The following is a 24383-nucleotide window of genomic DNA, read 5'->3' on the forward strand; positions in this document are numbered from 1 at the left end:
ACGAATGAGGCCAATTTCGGAATTTGACCTCTGGCGATAATATTCTGAATGTAATAAATTAATATTATCACTTCCCCCGTGTCCATGCCCCATAGTCACGGGGGAAATAGATAACCAAAATATTAATCAGTCATGATTAATATTTATTACAGCATGCGGCGATGATCGGACCAATATTGTCAAAGGCGGAGGGAGAAATAATCTCCACATGCGCGCAGTCCTGGCGATACACTTCCAGCTCCGCGATCCACGGCGCCCAACTGCGCTCCGGGCTTACGCCGTCCGGCAGAGTCCGCTCGGCAACAAACAGCGTCGCACGTCCATCAAAGGAAACGCTGTGCGCGCTGGTGAGTAAGCGAACGGCATCAGCATAATTCCCTTCAATAGTGCTAAACAATTCGCCTGAGGCGTTCCCCTGCTGCGCGGCCAGAAATGCCTCCCGCTCGCGATCAATTTCCGCCAATACTTCCGGGTCGAGTCCATTGGCCTCTTTTTCTGACCAGTTTTGCGTTTCCGGCGGCCAGGTATCCAGCAGGCCGAGGAAGGCGACCGTTTCACCCCGCGCTCGCAGACGTGCGGCAATACCGTGCGCCAGCGTGCCACCCAGTGAATAACCCAACAGGTAATACGGACCGTGTGGCTGTTGTTCAAGGAGCGTCGCCAGATGGTGTTCGCAGACCTCGTCCAGATTGGCTGCCGTCTGCATCGGCCCCAGCGGACGCGGCGACTGGATACCCATAATCGACCATTGTGGACTGAGATAGCGCGACAGTACGCTAAATTGCCAGGCAAATCCCGACGCCGGATGGAAGCAAAACAGCGTCGGGCCGTCGCTTTTACGTAATGGCAGCAGCGTTTCAAACCCAAGACGTTGCGTCTGTACGTCATCGTCCGCATCCAGCAACGCCGCCAGCTGTCCCACCGTCGAAGCCACCATGACCTGTCCCGGCGTCACCTGACGGTCGAAAGTCCGGCTCAGTTGTGCTGCCAGCTTCATGGCCAGCAGCGAATGCCCCCCCAGCGCGAAGAAATCAGCCTCAATGTCATTGACGTCACAGCCCAGCAATTCACTGAATGCCCTGGACACTGTCGTTTCGCTACCGGGCAGCGGGGCTCTCCCTTTGGCGCGTGGCGTTAATTCCGGCATCGGCAGCGCTTTACGATCCAGCTTGCCATTGGCGCTGAGCGGCAATTGCGCCAACTGCAATAACACCACTGGCACCATATGCGGCGGGAGTGTCTCACGTAACTGCGCCTGGAGTGCCGGGATGTCGAGCGGAAGGCCTGACTGTGAGACCAGATAGCCTACCAGTTGACGGGCATCGCCCCCCGTTGCCGCCGCCTGATTAAAGACACAGGCGTGGACCACCGCCTGTTCAACGTCAGGCAACGCCTGCATGACGCGATCAATCTCGCCCAGTTCGATACGCTGACCGCGGATCTTAAGCTGATCGTCACTGCGTCCCAGATACTCCACCGCGCCGTTTTCCAGCCAGCGCGCGACGTCTCCGGTACGGTACATCCGCTCTCCTGGCGCAAACGGGTCGGCGATAAAGCGACTCGCCGTGAGATCTGGTCTGCCAAGGTAACCCTGCGCGAGCTGGATGCCGGTCAGGTAAAGATCGCCCGCCACGCCGACAGGAACCGGATGCATCATCGCATCCAGGATCCGCAGTCCGGTATTCCACACCGGAAAGCCAATCGGTACGCTACTGCCAGTGACGTTTGCCAGTTCACTCCCCCAGGCCGGGTACCAACTGACATCAACTGCCGCCTCCGTTGGACCATACAGATTATGCAGCGGGACATGCGTCAGTTGTTCCCACTCACGGCACAAATCGGCGGGTAAGGCTTCGCCGCTGCAGAAGACATGCTGTAGCGTTGCACAACTTTCACCGGCGCTTTCTGGCGTCAGCGAAGCGACGAATGCTGCCAGCATCGACGGTACAAAGTGGGTCGTTGTCACCCCGTAGTGGGCAAAGAAGCGCTGCATGGCAAGCGGATCGCGGTGCGCTTCCGGCTCAGCCATCACCAGCTTCGCCCCGGCGATGAACGGCCAGAAGAATTCCCACACCGAGACGTCAAAGCTGCAGGGCGTTTTCTGCGCCACCACATCCTTCGTCGTCAGGCCGTACTGGTTTTGCATCCACAGCAGACGGTTAACGATGGCGGTTTGCCCGACCATCACCCCTTTCGGTCTGCCCGTTGAACCAGAGGTAAAAATGATATACGCCGTGTGCTGCGGTTGCGATAACCCCAGCGGCGCGCTATCGCCTGCCGCCAGCGGTTCGTTATAGCAAAGGCTTTCCAGTCCCGGAATGTCGCTGAAGCGCGATAGCTGTTCCGCCGTGGCGATCAGCAGCTTCGGCTGTGCGTCTTCCAGCATCATCCGTAGACGATCGTCCGGATAACCGGTGTCTAACGGTAACCAGGCCGCGCCGGCTTCAACGATCCCGTGCAGCGCCAGCGTCAGAAATACGGAGCGCGGTAAGGCCACCGCGACACTGTCACCCGGTTGCACCCCGTGTTCACGCAGCACACCGGCAAGCGCCACCACCTGTTCGCGCATTTCACGGTAGCTGAACTGATAGTGGGCATCCGCCAGTGCTGGCGCGTCTGGCGTTCTGCTCGCCTGTTCCGCGACCAGCGCACTCAGCGTTGTGGAGGGGATGTCGATTGCCGTGGCGTTGATCTGCGCAATCTGTTGATATTCAGCCGGAAGCAACAGATCGGCATCACCGCAGCACAAGGCAGGGTTAGCGGCAAACTGTTCGATCAACGCCATCAGACGTGACGCATGCTGCTTGAGCGTCGCTTCATCATAACGCTGCTGGTTGGCGAGAAGCTCAATACTCAGCCCGCCCTCTTCATCCGGGAAGAGCGCCAGTTCCAGATCGTTAACCGGCCCCGTCGCCAGCGTATGGGTTTGCGCTGAAACGCCCGGCATATCCAACTGATAGTCGAAAACTTTGACGTTAAGCACCGGGCCAAACAATGGCTCTTCCCCGCCCGCCCGCCCGCTGTCGCGGACGATTTGTTCTGCATCATAACGCTGATGACGACGCATTTTCTTAAGCTGCGCGGACAGCCTTTTTGCCAGCTCTGCCAGACTTTCTGCGGCATTAATGCGCACGCCCAGCGGTAACACATTGAGTACCGGTCCGGTGGCGGTCAGCGCCGCCGATCCCATGCGGCGCATAAAGATAAAGCCTGCCGCATACTCCATCCGGCTGCACAGTCGTCCCAGCCAAAGCGCAACCAGCGCCAGCGCCAGATCGGTTCGCTGTACGTCAGGCAGTTGCGCCGCCAGGTGGCGAAACGCGCCTTGCGGCGCCTTCAGCTTCATGCGGTAAATGTCTGACGTCGCCGCCCGTCCTGGCAGCGGTGCGGGTGAAAGCGAGGCTGGTGGCGGAAGCTGTTTACGCTGCCCGGCCCAGAACATGGCGTCGCGCTGCCAGGCTTCACTCTGGCGATACTGCTGATACTCTTCCACGACCTCGGCAAACGGCGTAAAGGGCGAGTCAGGCATCGCGTCGCCCCGACGCCATGCGCTGTAAATCGCGGTGATCTGCCGGGTAATCGCCGGGAAACTGAAGCCATCAACCAATAAATGATGATAGCGCTGATACCAGTACCACTGGCGATCGCCAACCTGAATCAATTGATGATGCGCCAGCGGTTTCCCGCCATCGACGCGCAGATTTTGCTGGAGATCGGCCTGCATCAGCGCCAGCGCGGCGTCATGCGGATCCACGGCGGTGCGGAGATCGGTAATCTGCGGTTCAGCAAACGTGAAGGATTCATCCACCCATTGCCAGACGTCGCCGTTATCCTCGGTAAAACGCATCCGTAACGTGTCGGCCTGCTGCATGCCGGTGACCACCGCGCGCGCCAGCATCTGCGCATCCAGTTCACCGGTTAACGCCACGTAGTGCGCGACGCTCCAGGCGGAAGGTAATGTGGAGAGTTTTTCGGCCATCCAGATGCCAGGCTGTGCAGCGACAAGCGGTAAACGTGGGCTCATTGCGCCTCCTGAGAAACGGCATAATGGCCGGGAATTAACGTGGTCCAGTGACTCGCCAGCCAGTGCTGGCAGGCCTCCTGAGACCGCGGTTCGCACGCCACCTGCCAGCCGGCAGGTAATGCGCAGTGCTGCGGCCAGAGGCTAAACTGCTGCTGCGAATTTTGCAGAATGTAGAACTGTCCCTGCGGATTATCGAAGGGATTACTGAATTCCATACTCAACTCCTGTCGTGGAAAATCGCTCGCTCAGAGCAGCGGCTTCCAGAGGTCAATCAGCCCCTGCATCAGACCGCCGCGCCAGCAAAGCGCATCATGTCCGCCGTCAACCTGACGCCAGAAAACCGACTGCTGTGTCGTCTGTAATTGTGTATAAAGCGCCTGGTTCGCCCGGAAGATAACCGGTTCCCGAACTCCCGCTTCAAGGACAATCCGCAGTCCCTGCGCGGACAGCGTACCGTCGTTAAGCTGTTCAATAATCAGTCCGTCCTGTTGGCCACCACGATGAGGCCACCAGTAAGAACCGGACTGGCTGAGCACGCAGCCAAAACGTTCGGGCCAGTGGAGTCCGGCAAACAGCGATGACAGGCCACCAAAGCTTTGCCCTGCAACGATCGTACGTTCCGGACGATCGCTGAACGGCGCTACGCTTCGGACCTGCGGCAATAACTCATGTTGAACCGCCAGCCAGAAATCCGCATTACAGGGCAGTTCGCGACCGCGGTGCGCGGTATCGATAGCATCAATAAGCAGATAAACCGCCGGTGGAAGTTGACCACGCTGGGTAAGTGAAGTGAGCGCGGGCCAGACGGGCATACTCTGCGCCCAGAATTGCCCGTCGAGAAGAACCGCCAGGGGCCGTTCGTCTGGTTGCGCATCGCCAGTCGTAAAGACCCACACCCGACGCGTATTGCCCAGGCGCGCACTGTTCCAGTGCAGAACCACCGGCGATGACGCAGGCGTTTGTGGGGAGTCCCAGCCCGGTTGCACAGGGGCCTGCGGCATCTCAAGCGCGGAAACCGCGTGCCCTCGCCCACCTTTCCAGCTCCTCGGATTAAGCGGATCGGCAATCGCCTGGGGTAACAGCTGTCGCCAGCCTTCGCGCAGCGCCGTGCGATCCAGCGCGTTGTCCGCCTTCAGCGAGGCAAAGGTATCGTCCCGCGTAGAGGGAATAAAGCAGTAACTGCCGCGCCAGTTAGCGCTTAACACGGTCTGCCACTGCCAGACATCCGTTCCGGCGATGCGCTGCATCGTCTGAGGAAAAACATTCTGGTGATGGTCGGTGACGCCGGTGATATACACCCAGACTCGCTGAATGGCTGAGTGAAATTCGCTCCCCTGCGGATCGCGCCACCAGAAGGTCACCCGGTAGTTTCCGTCGGCTTCACGCGCCCATTGCGGACCGTTTTTTGACTGCCACCAGGCCTCACTGCCTACCGTTAACGCTGTCACCGTCATAACCCCATGTTTATTGTGAAATTTTTTATCAATAGATGAAATATATTGATAATATTATTGATAACTATTTGCATTTGCAATAGCGTATTGACGCGCTGTGGGAAGCGTGAACAGTTTTTAACCAACCGCGCTGTGGGCTTTTCTGGAATGGAGGGTTTTCGCAGAGGCGGGCGACATCGGGCCGGATACCGATCTCAGGTGTCTGGTACACGTGGCTAAAGAAAAGCAGGAAATACAATGAACAAGAAGATTCATTCCCTGGCCTTATTGGTCAACTTAGGGATTTACGGAGTAGCGCTGCCTGCAATGGCAGAAGAAACCGCAGATAGCACCGCCGTCTCTCATGAAGATACCATCGTGGTCACCGCCGCCCAGCAGAACTTGCAGGCTCCCGGCGTGTCGACTATCACTGCAGATGAGATTCGCAAAAACCCTCCCGCTCGCGACGTCGCTGAAATCATCCGTACCATGCCTGGCGTGAACCTGACCGGTAACTCAACCAGCGGCCAGCGCGGCAATAACCGTCAGATTGATATTCGCGGTATGGGGCCAGAAAACACCCTGATCCTGATCGACGGTAAACCCGTGACCAGCCGTAATTCCGTGCGCCTTGGCTGGCGCGGCGAGCGTGATACCCGTGGCGATACCTCGTGGGTACCACCCGAGATGATCGAACGCATTGAAGTCCTGCGCGGGCCTGCCGCCGCGCGTTACGGTAACGGTGCCGCGGGTGGTGTGGTGAATATCATCACCAAAAAAGGCAGCAACGAATGGCACGGCTCCTGGAACACCTATTTCAACGCGCCGGAACACAAAGAGGAAGGGGCGACCAAGCGCACTAACTTTACCCTCAACGGCCCGCTTGGCGGGGATTTCAGCTTCCGCCTGTTCGGTAACCTGGATAAAACGCAGGCCGATGCGCGTGATATCAACCAGGGCCACCAGTCTGAACGTACCGGCACCTATGCCGACACGCTGCCAGCCGGTCGTGAAGGCGTCATCAACAAAGATATTAACGGTGTGGTGCGCTGGGACTTCGCGCCAATGCAGTCAATTGAACTGGAAGCCGGTTACAGCCGTCAGGGTAACCTGTACGCCGGGGATACGCAGAACACCAACACCAACCAGTTGGTGAAAGATAACTATGGCAAAGAGACTAACCGTCTCTACCGTCAGAACTACTCTCTGACCTGGAACGGCGGCTGGGATAACGGCGTCACCACCACAAACTGGGTTCAGTACGAACACACGCGCAACTCCCGTACGCCGGAAGGCCTCGCCGGGGGAACCGAAGGGATCTTCGACCCGAAAGCGTCACAAAAATATGTTGATGCCGACCTGAACGACGTCACGCTGCACAGTGAAGTCAGCCTGCCGTTCGATCTGCTGGTCAACCAGAACCTGACGCTGGGTACCGAATGGACCCAGCAGCGCATGAAGGATATGCTCTCCAACTCGCAAACCTTTATGGGCGGTGAAATTCCGGGCTCCAGCAGCACCGACCGCAGCCCGTATTCGAAAGCGGAAATTTTCTCGCTGTTTGCAGAGAACAACATGGAGCTGACCGACAGCACCATGCTGACGCCGGGTCTGCGTTTCGATCACCACAGCATCGTGGGCAACAACTGGAGTCCGTCGCTGAACCTGTCACAGGGTCTGGGCGATGACTTCACCCTGAAGATGGGCATCGCACGGGCTTATAAAGCGCCAAGCCTGTATCAGACCAACCCAAACTACATTTTGTACAGTAAAGGCCAGGGCTGTTATGCCACGGGCGCCGCGACCGGCATCGGCTGCTACATGATGGGTAACGACGATCTGAAAGCAGAAACCAGCGTCAACAAAGAGATTGGCCTTGAGTTTAAACGTGATGGCTGGCTGGCGGGTGTAACCTGGTTCCGTAATGATTATCGCAACAAGATCGAAGCCGGTACGGTACCCATGGACCGCACGTCGATTACCAACAAAGGCAAAACCACCTACACCGATATCTATCAGTGGGAGAACGTGCCTAAAGCGGTGGTCGAAGGGCTGGAAGGGACGCTGAACGTACCGGTGAGCAGCACCGTTAACTGGACGAACAACATCACCTATATGCTGCAGAGTAAAAACAAAGAGACCGGCGAACGCTTGTCGATTATTCCGGAGTACACGCTGAACTCAACGCTGAGCTGGCAGGTACATCAGGACGTTTCTCTGCAATCCACCTTTACCTGGTACGGCAAACAGGAGCCGAAGAAATACGATTACCAGGGTAAACCGGTAACAGGGTCGGATAAACAGTCCATCAGCCCGTACAGCATCGTAGGTCTGAGCGCGACCTGGGACGTGACCAAAAATGTCAGCCTGACCGGCGGCGTGGATAACGTCTTCGACAAACGTCTATGGCGTGAAGGTAATGCCCAGACCACCGGCAGTACGACCGATGTTTCTTATATGCGTGGCGCCGGTGCGTACACCTATAACGAACCGGGCCGTACATGGTACATGAGCGTTAACACGCACTTCTGATGCCTACTCCCCTCCTCCACCCGGAGGAGGGGTTTTGGTTTTGATGACGCGATGCAGACAACTCACACCCTTCTCACTCTGGCTCACCGCACGTTGCATTGTGTGACGTTCGAACCGAACACCTTCCACGAGCACGATCTGCTGTGGCTTCCCCACCATGCGCAACTGACACATGCCGGACGCAAACGTAAAACCGAACACCTGGGTGGTCGTATTGCTGCCGTTCATGCGCTACGTGAATGGGGGCATAAAAACGTGCCGGGAATGGGTGAACAACGACAACCGCTATGGCCGGAAGGTCTGTTTGGCAGCATCAGCCACTGCGCGACTACCGCACTGGCTGTGGTTTCCCATCAGCCAATAGGGGTTGATAGAGAGGAAATATTTACGCCGCAGACAGCGGCTGAACTGGCGGACAGCATCGTCTCGGAGACAGAAAAAGCACGGCTTGCAGGGAGCGGATTAGCGTTTGAACAGGCGCTCACGCTGGCGTTTTCTGCCAAAGAGAGCGCCTTTAAGGCAACCCAGGAGCGATTACAGGCAGGCTGCGGATTCATGCACTATCACATTCTGGACATTCAACATGACCAGATGCGATTACGCGCGTTCGACCAGATCTGGTGTATACAGTGGCTCACTTGCGATAACCATGTCGTTACCGTGGCAACGCGCTAACCTTCAAAGCATTTCCCGCGCCTGGGCCGCAATCGACCCGGCATCAAAACCATGATGCTGGCGCATCCAGCCGCGATCGGCCGCTGCCGCGTATTCACCATCCGGGATCCCTAAGCGTTTCAGAACCGCACCAGTGCCTGCTTCGGCCAGAACTTCCGCCACCAGGCTTCCCAGTCCACCGTTGATATTATGCTCTTCAACGGTGATCACCGCTTTACAGCCTTTCACTGCCGCTAACAATGCTTTGGTATCACACGGACGAATGGACGGTACACTTACCACCGTCGCCTGAATACCGGAATCGGCTAACAACGCGGCCGCATCAACAATTTCGTGGACAGTAGAACCTGTTGCCACCAGCGCCAGCGAGTCGCCTTCACGTAAGGTCACGACGGCGCCCGGCACAAAATGATAGTTCTCGTCATGCAGTTCCGGGAGCGCTTTCCCGTCCATACGAATGTACACCGGCCCCTTGTAGCTAAGGGCATAGTCGATTACCTGCCGACACTCTCGCGGTGAAGAAGGGGCAAAAATCTGGATATTGCCAAACCCACGCATAATGGCGATATCATCGATCGCGTGGTGCGTGCTCGCCAGCGGACCATAGCTCGCCCCCGCATTCAGGCCAAACAGTTTCACGTTGGTATTGTTGTAGCAAACGTCAACTTTAATTTGCTCATTGGCACGGGAAATCAGGAATGGTGCCGCGTTACAGGTGACCGCAACCTTGCCGCCGAGCGCGAGTCCTGCCGCCGTACCGACCATGCTTTGCTCGGCAATCCCGACGTTGACCAGCCTGTCCGGGAACCGCTTAATAAAGGGACCAATTTTCGCGGTGGATGTTGAATCAGCCACAACCGGCACCAGATCAACGCCATTTTCTACCGCATCGATAAACGCCTGAACCATCACGTTTGCGAGGTGTTCTGCATTACTCATCTTTCAACTCCTCCAGAGCCAGTTCAATCTCTTCACCTTTTGGCACCCGGTGGTGCCACTCAGGACGCCCCTGGATAAACGAAATACCTGCGCCTTTTGTGGTATTGGCAATCACAACGTTAGGTTTCCCTTCCTGCTTCAGACCTTCCAGCGTACTGACAACCGACGCCATATCATTTCCCTGGCATTCGGTGACCTGCATGCCGAAGGCTCGCCATTTATCCGCGAGCGGATCGGTGTTCATGATTTCACGCGTGGGTCCGGCCAACTGGAGATTATTCTTGTCATTAATGATCACCAGGTTATCCAGTCCATAATGCGCTGCGGCGAGCGCGGCTTCCCAGTTGCTACCTTCGGCCAGTTCACCATCACCCGTAATTAAAAAGATGCGGCGAGCACTGTTACTTTTCTTCGCCGCCAGCGCCAGCCCCACTGCGACAGGCAAACCGTGACCCAGCGCGCCGGTGTTCAGTTCAATACCCGGCGTTTTCTGGCGCACCGGATGGCCCGGAAGATGGGAATTGGCGTGCTGGTATGTGCCCAGCCAGTCAACAGGGAAAAAACCGGCCTCGGCCAGAACACAGTAGTAGCAGCCTACCGCATGGCCTTTGGACTGAATGTAGATGTCCCGTTCCTCATCGTCGATGCGATCCGGGGCGACATTCAAAATGCGGAAATAGAGTGCGGTGAGCAGTTCAACCTGAGACAGGTCCGCACCGGTATGCCCTCCTGCAGGGCTGTAGGCGTTTAATTTGACGATGTGACGACGCACCGCTCGCGCTGTGCGTTCAAGAGTCTGGATATCGTAGTGCCAGGGATTCATTTAACACCTCTGAATTTATTTTCAATATGGAATATTTATTCCATCAGGGACTAAAAAAACCAGAAATCCCTTTGCTTCACACCACACGGCTTACGCCACGCTATCTTACTCAGGAACATTCTGCCTCCTCACCGCGACCACATTCACGTCGGGAATAATCAGTTGACCTGAAACCATCTTGAATATATATTCACAGATGATTCTTTATTCAATTATGCAACCACATTTCCGTATTTGTCCATCCCTGTTTTTGAGGATTGGTTAAAGTTAGAGCTTTATCACACTTACCTGCCTTTTGTTTTCGCGTATGATAAAAGTCTCTAAGATAATGGCTGTACGTAAATGATTTTCGGGGAAATATATGGCTAAGCAGGACGAACAACGGCTACTGGTTAAAATCGCCACCCTTTACTATCTTGAAGGACGCAAACAGTCCGATATTGCTCAACTTCTCTCGCTTTCTCAGTCGTTTATCTCCCGAGCCATCACCCGCTGTCAGAAAGAAGGGGTGGTAAAAATCAGCGTCGTGCAACCCTCAAATATCTTCCTGAATCTTGAAAAAGGGATCGAAGATCGCTACGGACTCAAACAGGCGATCGTGGTGGATACCGAAGACGATGCCACCGACCACAGTATCAAACGCGCCATCGGTTCTGCCGCCGCCCATTATCTTGAAACCCGCCTGCGACCCAAAGATCTGGTGGGCGTCTCCTCGTGGAGTTCAACCATCCGGGCGATGGTTGACGAAGTGCATACTCAGAACCTGAAAGCCGGCGGCGTGATCCAGCTACTCGGCGGTGTCGGGCCAAACGGCAATGTGCAGGCCACGATTTTAACCCAGACGCTGGCGCAACATCTTAACTGTGAGGCCTGGCTGCTCCCTTCGCAAAGTATTGAGGGGTCGGTTGAGGAGAAAAATCGTCTTATCGCCAGCAAGGATGTCGCCGAGGTGATCTCGCGTTTCGATAATGTCGATATCGCCATCGTGGGGGTGGGGATTCTGGAGCCGTCCCAGTTGCTTAAGACGTCGGGCAACTATTACCACGAAGATATGTTACAGGTACTGGCCGATCGCGGTGCCGTGGGAGATATCTGCCTGCACTACTACGATAAAAACGGCCAGCCGGTCTTACAGGATGATGAAGATCCGGTCATTGGCATGGCGCTCGATAAAGTCAAAAAATGCCCTAACGTCGTGGCATTGGCAGGTGGAACTGACAAAGTTGCTGCCATCAAAGGGGCGTTGAACGGGGGCTATATCGACGTATTGATCACCGATTATCCTACCGCGCGGATGTTAGTAACAGCCTGATCCTTCCCACATCTTCGGTCTTTGCGAAAAAAGGACTCACCGCAAAGACCGTATAAAAATCCCTATATTTCAATAAACTGAAAGGATTCACCTCCACGTAACTTTCGCGTGAACCTGATATTCTTCCCGCTGTGTAAGTGTGATTCTCAGCACAATTGATGATTTTTTCTATAGCCCAACTGAAAGATTCTGGCTAAGGTATTAAATAAATAATCAACATCGAATATATATTCAAGCGATAAAAAAGACACGATGTCACAATCAAGCCTGATTAAGTAATGACGCGACAGTGAGGGAGCCCCTCTTCCCTTCAACGCCGGGACGCAATGTGACTCAGGAGATAATCAATCTATGTGTGCAGCAAAGAAAGAGTTCATTATTGCGCTGGATGAAGGCACCACCAACGCTAAGGCGGTCGCACTGGACGCACAGGGCCAGGTGGTCGCCAAATTTTCTCAACCGCTGGCCATTCAGACTCCGCGTGAAGGCTGGGTGGAGCAATCCGGCGAGGTATTGATTGAGGCATCGCTTGATGTGATTGCGAAAGCGATAAGTCACGTCGGCGCTGACAACGTCGCGGCCCTGGCGATCAGTAATCAACGTGAAACCGCCATTGGCTGGTATCGCCAGACGGGTAAACCGCTGAATTCCGCCATCACCTGGCAATGCACACGCAGCGCGGCGTACTGTGAAGAACTGCGCCGTGAAAACAAAGAACACCTGATCAAAACCACCACCGGACTGCCAATTGCGCCGCTTTTTTCCGCCTCTAAAATGCGCTGGCTACTGGAGTCGGTAGCCGATGGCCCGCAGCTTGCAGCCCAGGGGAAAATCTGTCTTGGCACTATCGACAGCTGGTTGCTGTGGAATTTAACCGGCGGCGCGGCCTTCTGCTGCGACTACTCTAACGCGGCCCGCACCCAGTTGCTCAATCTGCACACCGGGCAGTGGGATGACACCATGCTGGAACTGTTCCACATCCCCCGCGCCGCGTTACCGGAAATAAAACCTTCCAGTGGATTATTTGGCTATACCCGCGGCCTGAGCGGCATTCCGGATGGTATCCCGGTGATGTCAATGGTCGGCGATTCGCACGCCGCGCTGTTTGGTCATGCCCTCGGCGAAATGGGCTGCGTCAAAGCCACTTACGGCACCGGCTCCTCCGTAATGGCACCGGTGACCTCGGCCCAGTGCGATATTGGCGCACTGGCGACCACCATTGCCTGGCACGACGGTGAGAACATCATTTACGGCCTGGAAGGCAATATTCCGCACACGGGCGATGCGGTGGCGTGGATGGCAGATAGTACCGGGTTGAGCGAACTTTCTGACGCCGAACTGGCTCATGAACTGAATACGCTCCCCGCCTCCGTCGAGTCAACCCTGGGTGTGTACTTCGTCCCGGCCTTAACCGGTCTCGGCGCGCCATGGTGGGATGACAGCGCGCGCGGTGTGATCTGCGGACTGAGTCGCGGCGTCAAACGCCCCCATCTGATCCGCGCCGCCCTTGAGTCGATCACCTATCAAATCGCCGATGTGGTGGTTGCCATGCAGCAACATGAGGACTTTAGCTTGTCGGCGCTGATGGTTGATGGCGGTCCGACAAAGAATGACTGGTTAATGCAGTACCAGGCAGACCTGCTGGGTTGTCCGGTAATGCGCAGCGATGTGCCTGAGTTATCGGCCATTGGCGCCGCGTTACTGGCGCGTAAAGCGCTCCATCCCGGCTCGCTCACTGATTTAAAAGCCTTTTTAACCGTACACAGCGCATTTCAGCCCGATATGGCCCGCCATCATCGCCTGCAAAAAAGATGGCAGGAATGGCGCAATGCGGTGAACAGAACACTATGGAAACCGGCCCCGTCCGCCTGACGCCTCACCAGGGAAGATGCGTGACATCCCGACTCATTAACAGAAGGAGAACTCCGGACCATTAGCCCTGTTTTACAAGAATTCATGCTTTACGTTGTTTCACCGTACCCGACAATAACAACACAGAGAGAACATTGTCATGAAATTACGTTTAACGCTGTTAACCGCTGCAACCCTGACCGCATTGTCTTTTACTGCCCATGCCGCAGAGAAAGGGACAATTATGATTATGGTGAATTCACTGGATAACCCGTATTACGCGTCAGAAGCCAAAGGCGCCAGTGAAAAAGCCCAGGAGTTAGGCTACAAAACAACCATTTTGTCGCACAGCGAAGATGTAAAAAAACAGAATGAATTGATTGATACCGCTATCGGCAAAAAAGTTCAGGGCATCGTTCTGGATAATGCGGATTCAACGGCCAGCGTTGCCGCCATTGAAAAAGCGAAAAAAGCCGGTATTCCCGTCATATTAATCAACCGCGAAATTCCCGTTGATGATGTGGCGCTGGTACAAATTACCCATAATAACTTCCAGGCAGGTTCTGAAGTTGCCAACGTTTTCGTTGAGAAAATGGGGGAAAAAGGGAAATACGCCGAGCTGACCTGTAACCTCGCCGATAATAACTGTGTTACCCGTTCGAAATCTTTCCACCAGGTTATTGACCAGTTCCCGGATATGGTCAGCGTCGCCAAACAGGATGCGAAAGGAACGCTTATCGACGGTAAGCGAATTATGGACAGTATTCTGCAAGCCCACCCGGATGTAAAAGGCGTCATCTGCGGTAACGGCCCTGTTGCGCTTGGCGCAATCGCCGCGTTGAAAGCCGCAAACCGCAATGACGTTGTGGTCGTCGGCATTGACGGCAGCAACGACGAACGCGATGCGGTGAAAGCCGGTACATTGCAAGCCACCGTCATGCTGCAGGCTCAGGCTATCGCCGCACAGGGCGTGACCGATCTGGATAACTACCTGCAAAAAGGGGTGAAACCAGAGAAACAGCGCGTCATGTTCCGCGGCATTCTCATCACCAAAGATAACGCAGATAAAGTACAGGATTTCAATATCAAGTCCTGATCTCGGGTAGTTGCGCCTCTCCGGAGGCGCAGAGGAGAAGATTATGTCTAAAAAAGCCTGGCTGGCGCTGGTCGTGTTGACCGTGGGTGGATGCCGCATCGTCTCGCAGCAGGAGCTTGCGGATCTTCAATCTCCGCCAAATCCCCATATGGCCAATATAGACCAAACGTGGCAAAACAAAATTGTGCCGCAAATTGTTGGGCAGGCCCGTCCGGTGGCAGAGTTAATGACGGCTTTACAGGCCGAGAAAGACATCGATAGTGCCTGTAAAAAGCTGGGCTATCGCGCTCAGGAAGAGAACCCCTGCATCTTTTACGTCAAAGTCGAAGGCAAAATTGGCACGATCGATACCGCCTCCCGCAGCGGAAAAATGACCGTCGCGGATAAAAGTGGCAGCAATATTATTGTTCAGATTGGTCCAACGCTACGCGGCACACAATTACGCGACGCCTGGAAAGGCGCAACTTACGGTGATTTTAACGACCAGGTGTTATTTGGCGAATTTGGTCGCGCCATTAACGACCAGGCGATAAAAATGATTCAGGCGGCCCAACTTAAAACCGGTGAATCCACACAAGTGTATGGCGTATTTTCCGCATGGGATATTCCTCAGACCATCCCTGATATTACGCCCGCCAAAATTGAACCTGCAGGAGGACAATAATATGCAACAGCAAGATATCGTCGCTCCCCAGCCCGTCGAATCAGAAGTGATTATCGAAACCCGCAGCCTGTCTCGTGTCTATCCTGGCGTGGTGGCATTAGATAACGTCAATTATCGGGTATATCGGAATAAAGTGAATGTTCTGATTGGAGAAAATGGTGCGGGTAAATCCACCATGATGAAAATGCTTGCTGGTGTCGAAACCCCATCCTCCGGTGAAATTTTTCTGGATGGTACGCCTGTTTCGATGAATTCGACGCATCAGGCCGAAAAATTGGGTATCAGTATTATTTTTCAGGAGTTGAATTTATTCCCGAATATGAATGTCATGGACAACATTTTCATGGCGAACGAGTTTTTTCAGAAAGGGAAAATTAACGAAAAATATCAGTACGCGCTGGCACAAAGTCTGCTCAAGCGACTGGAACTGGATGTTGATCCATACACGCCCTTAGAAGAACTGGGGATTGGTCACCAGCAACTGGTTGAGATTGCCCGCGCGCTCTCGAAAGATACGCGCGTCCTAATCATGGATGAACCCACCTCCGCGCTGAGCCAGTCTGAAGTCAAAATCCTGTTCAACGTGATTGAGCAACTCAAGCGACGCGGCGTCACCATTATCTATATTTCCCATCGCCTGGAAGAGCTCATGGAAATTGGTGACTACATCACCATTTTCCGGGACGGTCGCTTTATCAGCGAGCGTCCGGTCAGCGATGCCAGCATTCCGTGGATCATCGAACAGATGGTGGGCGATAAGAAAAAACACTTCGATTATCAGCCGGCGCCACAAGGCGACACAATTCTCAATGTGAAGGGACTGACCGCGCTCCATTCCAGCGGCGGCTATAAGCTCAATGACGTGTCGTTTAGCCTGAATAAAGGCGAAGTGATTGGGATCTACGGTCTGCTGGGGGCCGGACGCACTGAACTCTTCAAGGGGCTGGTGGGCCTGATGCCCTGCCAGAGCGGCAGCGTTCAACTCAACGGTGAGTGCATCGATAAAGCCCACTTCCAGTCACGACTTAAAAAAGGACTGGCGCTGGTGCCGGAAGACAGACAGGGCGAAGGCATTGTTCAGATGATGTCGATTCAGTCCAATATGACACTTTCTGACCTTAGCTTGCAGGGTTTTCGCCGGGCCTGGAAATGGCTAAATCCGCAAAAAGAGCAGGACAACGTGAAGGAGATGATTCAGCAGCTTGCCATCAAAGTGAGCGATCCCGAGCTGCCTATCACCTCACTCAGCGGTGGAAACCAGCAAAAGGTGGTGCTGGGTAAAGCATTAATGACGCAGCCGCAGGTGGTGTTCCTCGATGAGCCGACTCGCGGCATCGACGTAGGGGCGAAAACGGATGTGTATCACCTTATCGGCAAGATGGCACAACAAGGGCTGGCAGTGATGTTCTCTTCATCAGAGCTGGACGAAGTGATGGCGCTGGCGGACCGCATTCTGGTGATGGCTGATGGCCGGATCACCGCTGATGTCCCCCGCCATGCAGTCACCCGCGAGAAGTTGATCGCGGCTTCTACACCGCAAGATTAATCAGGCTGGAATCCATCATGAACCAGAAATATATGATTTACATGTACCTGCTGAAGGCCAGAACGTTTATCGCTCTGCTGCTGGTCATCGCATTCTTCAGCGTGATGGTACCGAATTTCCTGACCACATCTAACCTACTGATTATGACCCAGCACGTTGCCATTACCGGCCTGCTGGCGATTGGGATGACGCTGGTGATCCTGACCGGCGGTATTGACCTGTCGGTCGGCGCCGTTGCCGGTATCTGCGGCATGGTGGCGGGGGCGTTACTCACCAATGGGTTGCCCATCTGGGGCGGCAACATCATCTTCTTCAACGTGCCTGAAGTGATCCTCTGTGTCGCCATCTTTGGCGTTCTCGTTGGGTTCGTCAACGGCGCCGTCATCACCCGCTTTGGCGTTGCGCCTTTCATCTGTACCCTCGGTATGATGTACGTTGCCAGGGGCTCAGCCCTGCTGTTTAACGACGGCAGCACCTACCCCAACCTTAATGGTATGGAGGCGCTGGGCAATACCGGTTTTGCCACCCTGGGCTCCGGCACCTTGCTGGGCATTTACCTGCCTATCTGGCTGATGATCGCCTTTCTGGTGCTGGGCTACTGGATCACTACCAAAACCCCGCTCGGTCGCTACATCTACGCGATCGGTGGTAACGAATCCGCCGCGCGACTCGCTGGTGTACCGATCGTCAAAGCGAAAATTTTCGTGTACGCCTTCTCCGGGTTATGTGCGGCCTTCGTTGGGCTGATTGTCGCGTCCCAGTTACAAACCTCGCACCCGATGACCGGCAACATGTTTGAGATGGACGCCATCGGCGCCACCGTTCTGGGCGGAACCGCGCTCGCGGGTGGTCGCGGACGGGTATCTGGATCCATCATCGGGGCCTTCGTCATCGTTTTTCTGGCCGATGGTATGGTGATGATGGGCGTCAGCGACTTCTGGCAAATGGTCATTAAGGGCGTCGTTATCGTCACCGCCGTGGTTGTCGACCAGTTCCAGCAAAAGCTACAGAACAAAGTCATTCTGATGCGTCGTCATGAAGAAAAAGAGGCGACAGCACCTTCAGCAAATACCGTATCCAGTTAAGTAGCATCACTCCGCCGGACATTGCGTGTCCGGCTTATACAGGGGAAAGAAATATGCAACGTGATTTTCATGGTAAGACGGTCGTCATCACCGGAGCATGCCGGGGAATTGGCGCGGGTATCGCTGAACGTTTCGCCCGGGATGGCGCAAACCTGGTGATGGTCTCCAACGCTGAGCGCGTTCACGAAACAGCAGAACAACTGCGCCAGCGCTACCAGGCTGACATTTTATCACTACAGGTTGATGTCACTAACGAAGAACAGGTACAGGCATTGTATGAACAGGCGGCTGCGCGCTTTGGCTCGATTGATGTCTCTATCCAGAACGCGGGCGTGATCACCATTGATTACTTTGACCGGATGCCGAAAGCGGATTTTGAAAAAACCCTCGCCGTCAATACCACTGGCGTGTGGCTCTGCTGCCGGGAAGCGGCGAAATATATGGTCAAACAAAATCACGGCTGCCTGATTAATACCTCTTCCGGCCAGGGACGTCAGGGCTTTATCTATACCCCACACTACGCCGCCAGCAAAATGGGTGTCATTGGTATCACGCAAAGCCTGGCGCACGAACTGGCACCGTGGAACATTACCGTCAACGCCTTCTGTCCGGGGATCATCGAAAGCGAAATGTGGGATTACAACGATCGCGTCTGGGGCCAGATCCTCAGTACGGATGAAAAACGCTATGGCAAAGGTGAACTGATGGCGGAATGGGTTAAGGGCATCCCCATGAAACGCGCAGGTAAACCTGAAGATGTCGCCGGACTGGTCGCCTTCCTGGCCTCTGACGATGCGCGCTATCTTACCGGACAAACCATCAACATTGATGGTGGCCTGATTATGTCGTAATACCCGACGGGTATTTGTGAAGAGAGTTATCACTATGATCGCAAAAGATTTTGCTCAACAACTGTTTAACCTACAAGGACGCGTCGCTTTCGTCACTGGCGCCGGTAGCGGCATCGGTCAGACCATTGCCTGGGCGCTGGCCAGCGCGGGCGCACGGGTAGTCTGTTTTGATCTGCGCGAAGACAGCGGGCTGAAAGAGACCGCTGATCATATCGAAGCAATTGGCGGCCAGGCGGCACACTATACGGGAGATGTTCGTCAGCTCAGCGATCTGCGCGCCGCCGTCGCCCTGACCAAAGCGCGGTTTGGTCGTCTGGATATCGCGGTCAACGCTGCCGGTATTGCCAACGCCAACCCGGCGCTGGAAATGGAAAGTGAACAGTGGCAGCGCGTCATCGACATCAACCTTACGGGCGTATGGAACTCCTGTAAGGCCGAAGCGGAACTGATGCTGGAATCTGGCGGCGGCTCAATCATCAACATCGCCTCTATGTCCGGAATCATCGTTAACCGTGGTCTTGAACAGGCGCATTACAACAGTTCGAAAGCGGGGGTTATTCACCTCTCGAAGAGTCTGGCGATGGAATGGATTGAGAAAGGCATTCGCGTGAATTCAATCAGCCCGGGATACACCGCCACACCGATGAACACCCGCCCTGAAATGGTTCATCAGACGCGTGAATTTGAGAGCCAGACGCCGATTCAGCGAATGGCAAAAGTTGAAGAGATGGCTGGTCCGGCGCTGTTCCTCGCCAGTGATGCGGCCTCGTTTTGCACCGGCGTCGATCTCGTCGTGGATGGCGGATTTATCTGCTGGTAAACAGAAATTCGCCCGCAGCCATGGCTGACTGCGGGCGATGTGATAAAGCGGGTGCCGTCACATCCAGACCTGACAAGCGGATATGCGGGGATAACGCCCCGCATAACGGCTACTTCTTCGATTCGTAAGCGAGAACTGCCTTAAACTCAATACCACGCTCCCTGACGCTGAACTCACAGAGTGTGTCCCTCACCAGAAGCGTGAATCCCAGCACTGTAATGCAGAGTGCGATGACTGCCATTAAGGCATATTTCGTCAGCATGTATTGCCTCCATGCGAAGAAGAGACTACCATCCGAATTGTTCAGGTTTGGAATGGTAGCCTCAAGGTTGATAGAACTGTCACCTTGGGGCTTTCTTCTTTCCAGACCTCAGCAATGGCCTGAGGCTGGACAGCATCAGGCACCCGCCGTTATCGTACTCTCCTTCTCTCTTGGTACTGTATATTTAAACAGTAAAATCTTATTTTCGGAAAACGTTTAGACAGCCCTACATCCCCGGGAACAGCACGCCATTTCCCGGCGCTTCGCGATCCAGATGGATGAAGTTCAGATGACGTTCATACTGGTCGAGAATATCGGTAATCACCTGCTCTTTGCTGTAGTCCATCAGGTCATTGCCCTGACTGCCTTCCAGCAGGAAGGTCTCCAGACGGTAATAGGTCGATTTCCCGCTACGCGCACGGTAGGTAAAGCCCGGAATCGCATACTGCTGCGGCCAGATTTGGTAGATAAAGTTACGTTCATCCCCCATATGCACCCGCAAATCAAGGTGTCCCAGACTTTCCCCTTCCACAGGCGGCAGGCTTTTCAGTTCGACCTGCGCGCCACGCAGTGTTAACTCCTGCGCCACCTCTTCCATTGCCGGGAAGCACACATTCTGCATCATTTCGCGGGTATAGCGCGTACCGGGATAGTTCATCAGCCGCGACAGGCGTTTTTTCCAGCTCAACCGGTCCTGTACGCCCATCGGACGCGGCGCGGTATTCCGGTTAGCGCTCTCCCGGCGATAATCTTCCACCTTCAGCGACTTATACAGTCCCGCCATAATAAAGAAAATGACAAAGCTGAACGGCAGCCCCATGATCACCGTGGTGTTCTGCAAAGCGGAAATCCCGTTCGTCATTAACATTCCCAGCGTCAGCAAACCGATCGCCACTGACCAGAAGACACGCAGCCATGACGGGGCATCACTGTTAATATCTTTCAGCTTCGAGGTGAAATTCCCCAGCACCAGCGCGCCAGAATCCGCTGACGTGACATAAAACAGCAGGCCGGTGATGGTGGCCACCGACGCGCTAAAGGTAAACGCCGGATACTGCGCCAGCAGGCTGTAAAATCCACGTTCCGGATGTGCCATCGCCTCCTCAGCAAAACCCGCATCGCCGTGAATGATTTCATACAGCGCGCTGTTGCCGAATACCGACAGCCACAACAGGGTAAAGGTGAACGGAATAATCAGCGTCCCGAAGACAAACTGACGGATGGTACGCCCGCGTGAGATTCGCGCAAGAAATAAGCCGACAAACGGCGACCAGGCCACCCACCACGCCCAGAAGAACAGCGTCCAGTTATTCATCCATTCAACCGGTCGATCGAAAGCAAAGCTGTTCAACGTCATGCCCATAAAGCGATTCACATAGTCGCCCACGTTCAGCACCAGGGCATTAAGCAGGAACGACGTGTCGCCCATAAACAGGACGAACAGAATGAGCCCCAGCGCCAACAGGACGTTTAGCTCTGAAAGCACGCGGATACCCTTATCTACGCCGGAGGTAACCGAAATCGTGGCAATCACCACCGACAGCACAATCAGCGCCGCTTTCGCCGCCATCGAATCCGGAATATCAAACAGTACGCTCAGACCATAGTTGAGCTGAACCACACCAATTCCCAGCGTCGTGGCGATACCAAAAATGGTGCCGATGACGGCGGCAATATCAACGCTATGCCCAATCGGCCCGTTAATGCGTTTACCAAAGATCGGGTAGAGCGCGGAACGGATAGTCAGCGGCAGGTTATAGCGATAGCTGAAGTATCCCAGCGCCATGCCCATCAGGGCATACATCGACCAGCCGGTCAGGCCGTAGTGAAATAGCGTCCACACCATCGACTGACGCGCCGCTTCAATCGTCTGCCCAGCCCCTTCCGGCGGCTGCATATATTGTGTTACCGGCTCCGCCACGGAAAAGAACATCAGGTCGATACCAATCCCGGCGGCGAACAGCATGGCGGCCCAGCTAAGCAGGCTGAATTCCGGTTTCGACTGCTCCGGACCGAGCTTGACTGAGCCAAAGCGCGAGCAGGCGATGAAGACAACAAAGACGATATACAGCGTGGCCGCCAGCAAATAGTACCAGCCGAAGGTTTTTGAAACCCAGTTCAACGTCCGGCCAATCCAGACGGCCGAGAAATCGCTAAAAAAGATGGTGGTCAGGGAAAACAACAAAATCAGCCCGGCGGACGTGTAGAAAACCACCGGATTGATTTTGTCCTTTTCTCTGCGCAGTGGAAGGTCTGACATCCAGTATCCTCACATTTTTTGTAACTATTAAAAATCAAATTCGCAACAATTAAGACACATTTTATATTGAACGTCCAATCAAAAACCGCTTTAATGGTTAAACAAAACTGATGAATGGAGTCCCAAAATGCCCAAACTGGGGATGCAGCCGATACGGCAGCGGCAGCTGATTGACGCCACGCTGGAAGCGATAAATGAAGTCGGGATGCACGATGCGACCATTGCACAGATTGCCCGTCGCGCCGGGGTCTCAACCGGGATCATTAGCCATTACTTTAAGGATAAGAATGGATTGCTGGAGGCGACGATGCGCGACATCACCAGCCAGCTACGTCATGCCGTTTTGCGTCGACTCCATGCGCTACCGGGGGCGCGCGCGGAACTACGGCTGCGTGCCATCGTGGCGGGAAATTTTGATGAAACCCAGATCAGCCACGCCGCAATGAAAGCCTGGCTGGCGTTCTGGGCCAGCAGTATGCACCAGCCGATGCTGTATCGCCTGCAACAGGTCGCCAGTAAGCGTCTGCTGTCGAACATCGTTGCCGAATTTAAACGCGAGCTGCCGCGTGAACAGGCGCAACAGGCGGGCTACGGATTAGCGGCGCTGATAGACGGGCTGTGGCTCCGCGCGGCATTGAGCGGTAAGCCGTTCAACCTTAGTCTCGCCCAGGCGCTGACCACCCATTTCATCAGTCAGCACTTACAAAAAAGCCACTGACTCACCGAGGAGAATGCATGTCCCGAATGGCAGAACAACAGCTTTACATTGATGGTGGTTATACCGCCGCCACCAGCGGTCGGACTTTCGAGACGATCAACCCTGCCAATGGCGAAGTCCTTGCCACCGTACAGGCCGCTGGCCGTGAGGATGTCGACCGCGCGGTGAAAAGCGCTCAGCGTGGACAAAAAATGTGGGCGGCGATGACCGCGATGGAACGCTCGCGCATTCTGCGTCGGGCGGTGGAGATACTGCGCGAGCGCAATGACGAACTGGCGAAGCTGGAAACGCTCGACACAGGCAAACCGTTCAGCGAAACCGCCAGCGTCGATATCGTGACCGGCGCAGACGTACTGGAGTATTACGCCGGGCTGATCCCCGCGCTGGAAGGAAGCCAAATCCCCCTGCGCGAGACCGCCTTCGTTTACACCCGACGCGAGCCGTTGGGCGTGGTCGCCGGGATTGGCGCCTGGAACTACCCGATTCAAATCGCACTGTGGAAATCCGCGCCAGCGCTGGCGGCAGGCAATGCGATGATCTTCAAACCCAGCGAAGTCACCCCGCTCACCGCCCTGAAGCTGGCGGAAATCTACAGCGAAGCCGGCCTGCCGGACGGCGTCTTTAACGTCCTGTCGGGTGAAGGGGCAGAAACGGGCCACTATCTGACCGAGCATCCGGGCATCGCCAAAGTCTCCTTCACCGGCGGCGTCGCCAGCGGCAAAAAAGTGATGGCGAACTCTGCCGCTTCCTCATTAAAAGAAGTGACGATGGAGCTGGGCGGTAAATCGCCGCTGATCGTTTTCGAGGATGCCAACGTCAACCTTGCTGCCGATATCGCGATGATGGCGAATTTTTACAGCACCGGTCAGGTCTGTACCAACGGAACCCGCGTATTTATTCCGGCGCGGATGAAAAGCGCCTTCGAACAGACCATTCTGTCTCGCGTGGCGCGGATCCGCGCAGGCGATCTGTTTGACCCCGCCACCAACTTTGGCCCACTGGTCAGCTTCCCGCATCGCGAAAATGTCCTGCGTTATATCGAAAGCGGTAAAAACGAAGGCGCAACGCTGCTTTGCGGTGGCGATGTGTTGAAGGGTAGCGCATTCGACCACGGCGCCTGGGTTGCCCCTACGGTGTTCACCGACTGCCACGATGAGATGACGATTGTACGTGAAGAGATCTTCGGCCCGGTGATGGCGATCCTGACTTACGAGAGCGAGGACGAGGTCATCCGTCGCGCCAACGACACCGATTACGGTCTGGCGGCCGGTGTTGTCACCCAGGATCTTAACCGCGCACATCGCGTTATTCACCAGCTTGAAGCCGGGATCTGCTGGATCAACACCTGGGGCGAATCTCCCGCCGAAATGCCGGTTGGCGGCTATAAGCATTCCGGTATCGGGCGTGAAAACGGCGTGATGACGTTGCAAAGCTACACCCAGGTGAAATCCATCCAGCTCGAGATGGCGCCCTTCCAGTCCGTATTTTAAGC

At 55.1% G+C, this 24383-nt stretch carries 19 protein-coding genes; 12 read left to right on the top strand and 7 right to left on the bottom strand.

Annotated elements, in window-relative coordinates; genetic code table 11:
- Positions 1 to 136: 136 nt before the first annotated feature.
- From entF to fes, 3 genes are read right to left on the bottom strand one after another with little or no spacing between them, the layout of a single operon-like run.
- Positions 137 to 4024, bottom strand: a complete 3888-nt coding sequence (gene entF / locus I6L53_RS15685) for an enterobactin non-ribosomal peptide synthetase EntF (protein ID WP_042320798.1) — start codon at positions 4022 to 4024, stop codon at positions 137 to 139.
- On the bottom strand, positions 4021 to 4239 hold the full coding sequence (locus tag I6L53_RS15690) for an MbtH family protein (protein ID WP_042320801.1): 219 nt from the start codon (positions 4237 to 4239) through the stop codon (positions 4021 to 4023). The genes entF and I6L53_RS15690 overlap by 4 nt, the downstream gene beginning before the upstream one ends.
- 30 nt (positions 4240 to 4269) lie before the next feature.
- The gene (gene fes / locus I6L53_RS15695) at positions 4270 to 5478 is read right to left on the bottom strand and encodes an enterochelin esterase (protein WP_084196600.1); all 1209 of its coding nucleotides are present in this window, start codon (positions 5476 to 5478) and stop codon (positions 4270 to 4272) included.
- Positions 5479 to 5715: 237 nt separating this feature from the next.
- On the opposite strand from fes, the gene I6L53_RS15700 reads away from it, so the two are divergent.
- Both I6L53_RS15700 and entD read left to right on the top strand, forming a co-directional pair.
- Positions 5716 to 7989 (top strand): TonB-dependent siderophore receptor, encoded by a 2274-nt coding sequence (locus I6L53_RS15700; RefSeq protein ID WP_042320804.1) that lies wholly within the window; start codon positions 5716 to 5718, stop codon positions 7987 to 7989.
- Between the two features lie 51 nt (positions 7990 to 8040).
- Positions 8041 to 8664: an enterobactin synthase subunit EntD gene (gene entD / locus I6L53_RS15705; RefSeq protein WP_042320807.1), complete on the top strand. Its 624-nt coding sequence runs from the start codon at positions 8041 to 8043 to the stop codon at positions 8662 to 8664.
- A gap of 3 nt (positions 8665 to 8667) precedes the next feature.
- Here entD and I6L53_RS15710 read toward each other — a convergent pair whose 3' ends face one another.
- Together I6L53_RS15710 and I6L53_RS15715 are read right to left on the bottom strand one after the other, a co-directional pair.
- Positions 8668 to 9603: a transketolase family protein gene (locus tag I6L53_RS15710; RefSeq protein WP_042320810.1), complete on the bottom strand. Its 936-nt coding sequence runs from the start codon at positions 9601 to 9603 to the stop codon at positions 8668 to 8670.
- The gene (locus I6L53_RS15715; RefSeq protein ID WP_042320812.1) at positions 9596 to 10426 is read right to left on the bottom strand and encodes a transketolase; all 831 of its coding nucleotides are present in this window, start codon (positions 10424 to 10426) and stop codon (positions 9596 to 9598) included. Before I6L53_RS15715 ends, I6L53_RS15710 begins: the two co-directional genes overlap by 8 nt.
- A 361-nt stretch (positions 10427 to 10787) precedes the next feature.
- Between I6L53_RS15715 and I6L53_RS15720 the strand changes: the two genes are divergently transcribed.
- From I6L53_RS15720 to I6L53_RS15755, 8 genes are all read left to right on the top strand, one after another.
- On the top strand, positions 10788 to 11738 hold the full coding sequence (locus I6L53_RS15720; RefSeq protein ID WP_042320815.1) for a sugar-binding transcriptional regulator: 951 nt from the start codon (positions 10788 to 10790) through the stop codon (positions 11736 to 11738).
- Positions 11739 to 12089: 351 nt separating this feature from the next.
- Positions 12090 to 13610 carry an FGGY family carbohydrate kinase gene (locus I6L53_RS15725; protein WP_042320817.1) on the top strand — a complete coding sequence of 507 codons (1521 nt, stop codon included), beginning with the start codon at positions 12090 to 12092 and terminating at the stop codon, positions 13608 to 13610.
- 139 nt (positions 13611 to 13749) lie between these two features.
- Positions 13750 to 14685, top strand: a complete 936-nt coding sequence (locus I6L53_RS15730) for a D-ribose ABC transporter substrate-binding protein (RefSeq protein ID WP_042320820.1) — start codon at positions 13750 to 13752, stop codon at positions 14683 to 14685.
- Between the two features lie 43 nt (positions 14686 to 14728).
- On the top strand, positions 14729 to 15349 hold the full coding sequence (locus I6L53_RS15735) for a DUF2291 family protein (RefSeq protein ID WP_042320821.1): 621 nt from the start codon (positions 14729 to 14731) through the stop codon (positions 15347 to 15349).
- A gap of 1 nt (position 15350) precedes the next feature.
- The gene (locus I6L53_RS15740; protein WP_042320823.1) at positions 15351 to 16895 is read left to right on the top strand and encodes a sugar ABC transporter ATP-binding protein; all 1545 of its coding nucleotides are present in this window, start codon (positions 15351 to 15353) and stop codon (positions 16893 to 16895) included.
- A gap of 17 nt (positions 16896 to 16912) precedes the next feature.
- The gene (locus I6L53_RS15745) at positions 16913 to 17980 is read left to right on the top strand and encodes an ABC transporter permease (RefSeq protein WP_042320824.1); all 1068 of its coding nucleotides are present in this window, start codon (positions 16913 to 16915) and stop codon (positions 17978 to 17980) included.
- A 53-nt stretch (positions 17981 to 18033) separates the two neighbouring features.
- Positions 18034 to 18831 carry a glucose 1-dehydrogenase gene (locus tag I6L53_RS15750; RefSeq protein ID WP_042320827.1) on the top strand — a complete coding sequence of 266 codons (798 nt, stop codon included), beginning with the start codon at positions 18034 to 18036 and terminating at the stop codon, positions 18829 to 18831.
- A 34-nt stretch (positions 18832 to 18865) separates the two neighbouring features.
- Entirely contained in the window at positions 18866 to 19651 is a 786-nt protein-coding gene (locus tag I6L53_RS15755; RefSeq protein WP_042320828.1) for an SDR family oxidoreductase, read from the top strand.
- Positions 19652 to 19760: 109 nt separating this feature from the next.
- Here I6L53_RS15755 and I6L53_RS15760 read toward each other — a convergent pair whose 3' ends face one another.
- A complete protein-coding gene (locus tag I6L53_RS15760) occupies positions 19761 to 19913 on the bottom strand; it encodes a Hok/Gef family protein (protein ID WP_042320830.1) in 153 nt (50 codons plus the stop codon).
- 226 nt (positions 19914 to 20139) lie between these two features.
- The gene (locus I6L53_RS15765; protein WP_042320832.1) at positions 20140 to 22173 is read right to left on the bottom strand and encodes a choline transporter; all 2034 of its coding nucleotides are present in this window, start codon (positions 22171 to 22173) and stop codon (positions 20140 to 20142) included.
- Between the two features lie 127 nt (positions 22174 to 22300).
- On the opposite strand from I6L53_RS15765, the gene betI reads away from it, so the two are divergent.
- Together betI and betB are read left to right on the top strand one after the other, a co-directional pair.
- A complete protein-coding gene (gene betI, locus I6L53_RS15770; protein WP_042320833.1) occupies positions 22301 to 22891 on the top strand; it encodes a transcriptional regulator BetI in 591 nt (196 codons plus the stop codon).
- 17 nt (positions 22892 to 22908) lie between these two features.
- A complete protein-coding gene (betB, locus tag I6L53_RS15775; RefSeq protein ID WP_042320834.1) occupies positions 22909 to 24381 on the top strand; it encodes a betaine-aldehyde dehydrogenase in 1473 nt (490 codons plus the stop codon).
- Positions 24382 to 24383 lie beyond the last annotated feature (2 nt).

The sequence above is a fragment of the Citrobacter farmeri genome (assembly GCF_019048065.1).
Lineage (GTDB): Bacteria > Pseudomonadota > Gammaproteobacteria > Enterobacterales > Enterobacteriaceae > Citrobacter_A > Citrobacter_A farmeri.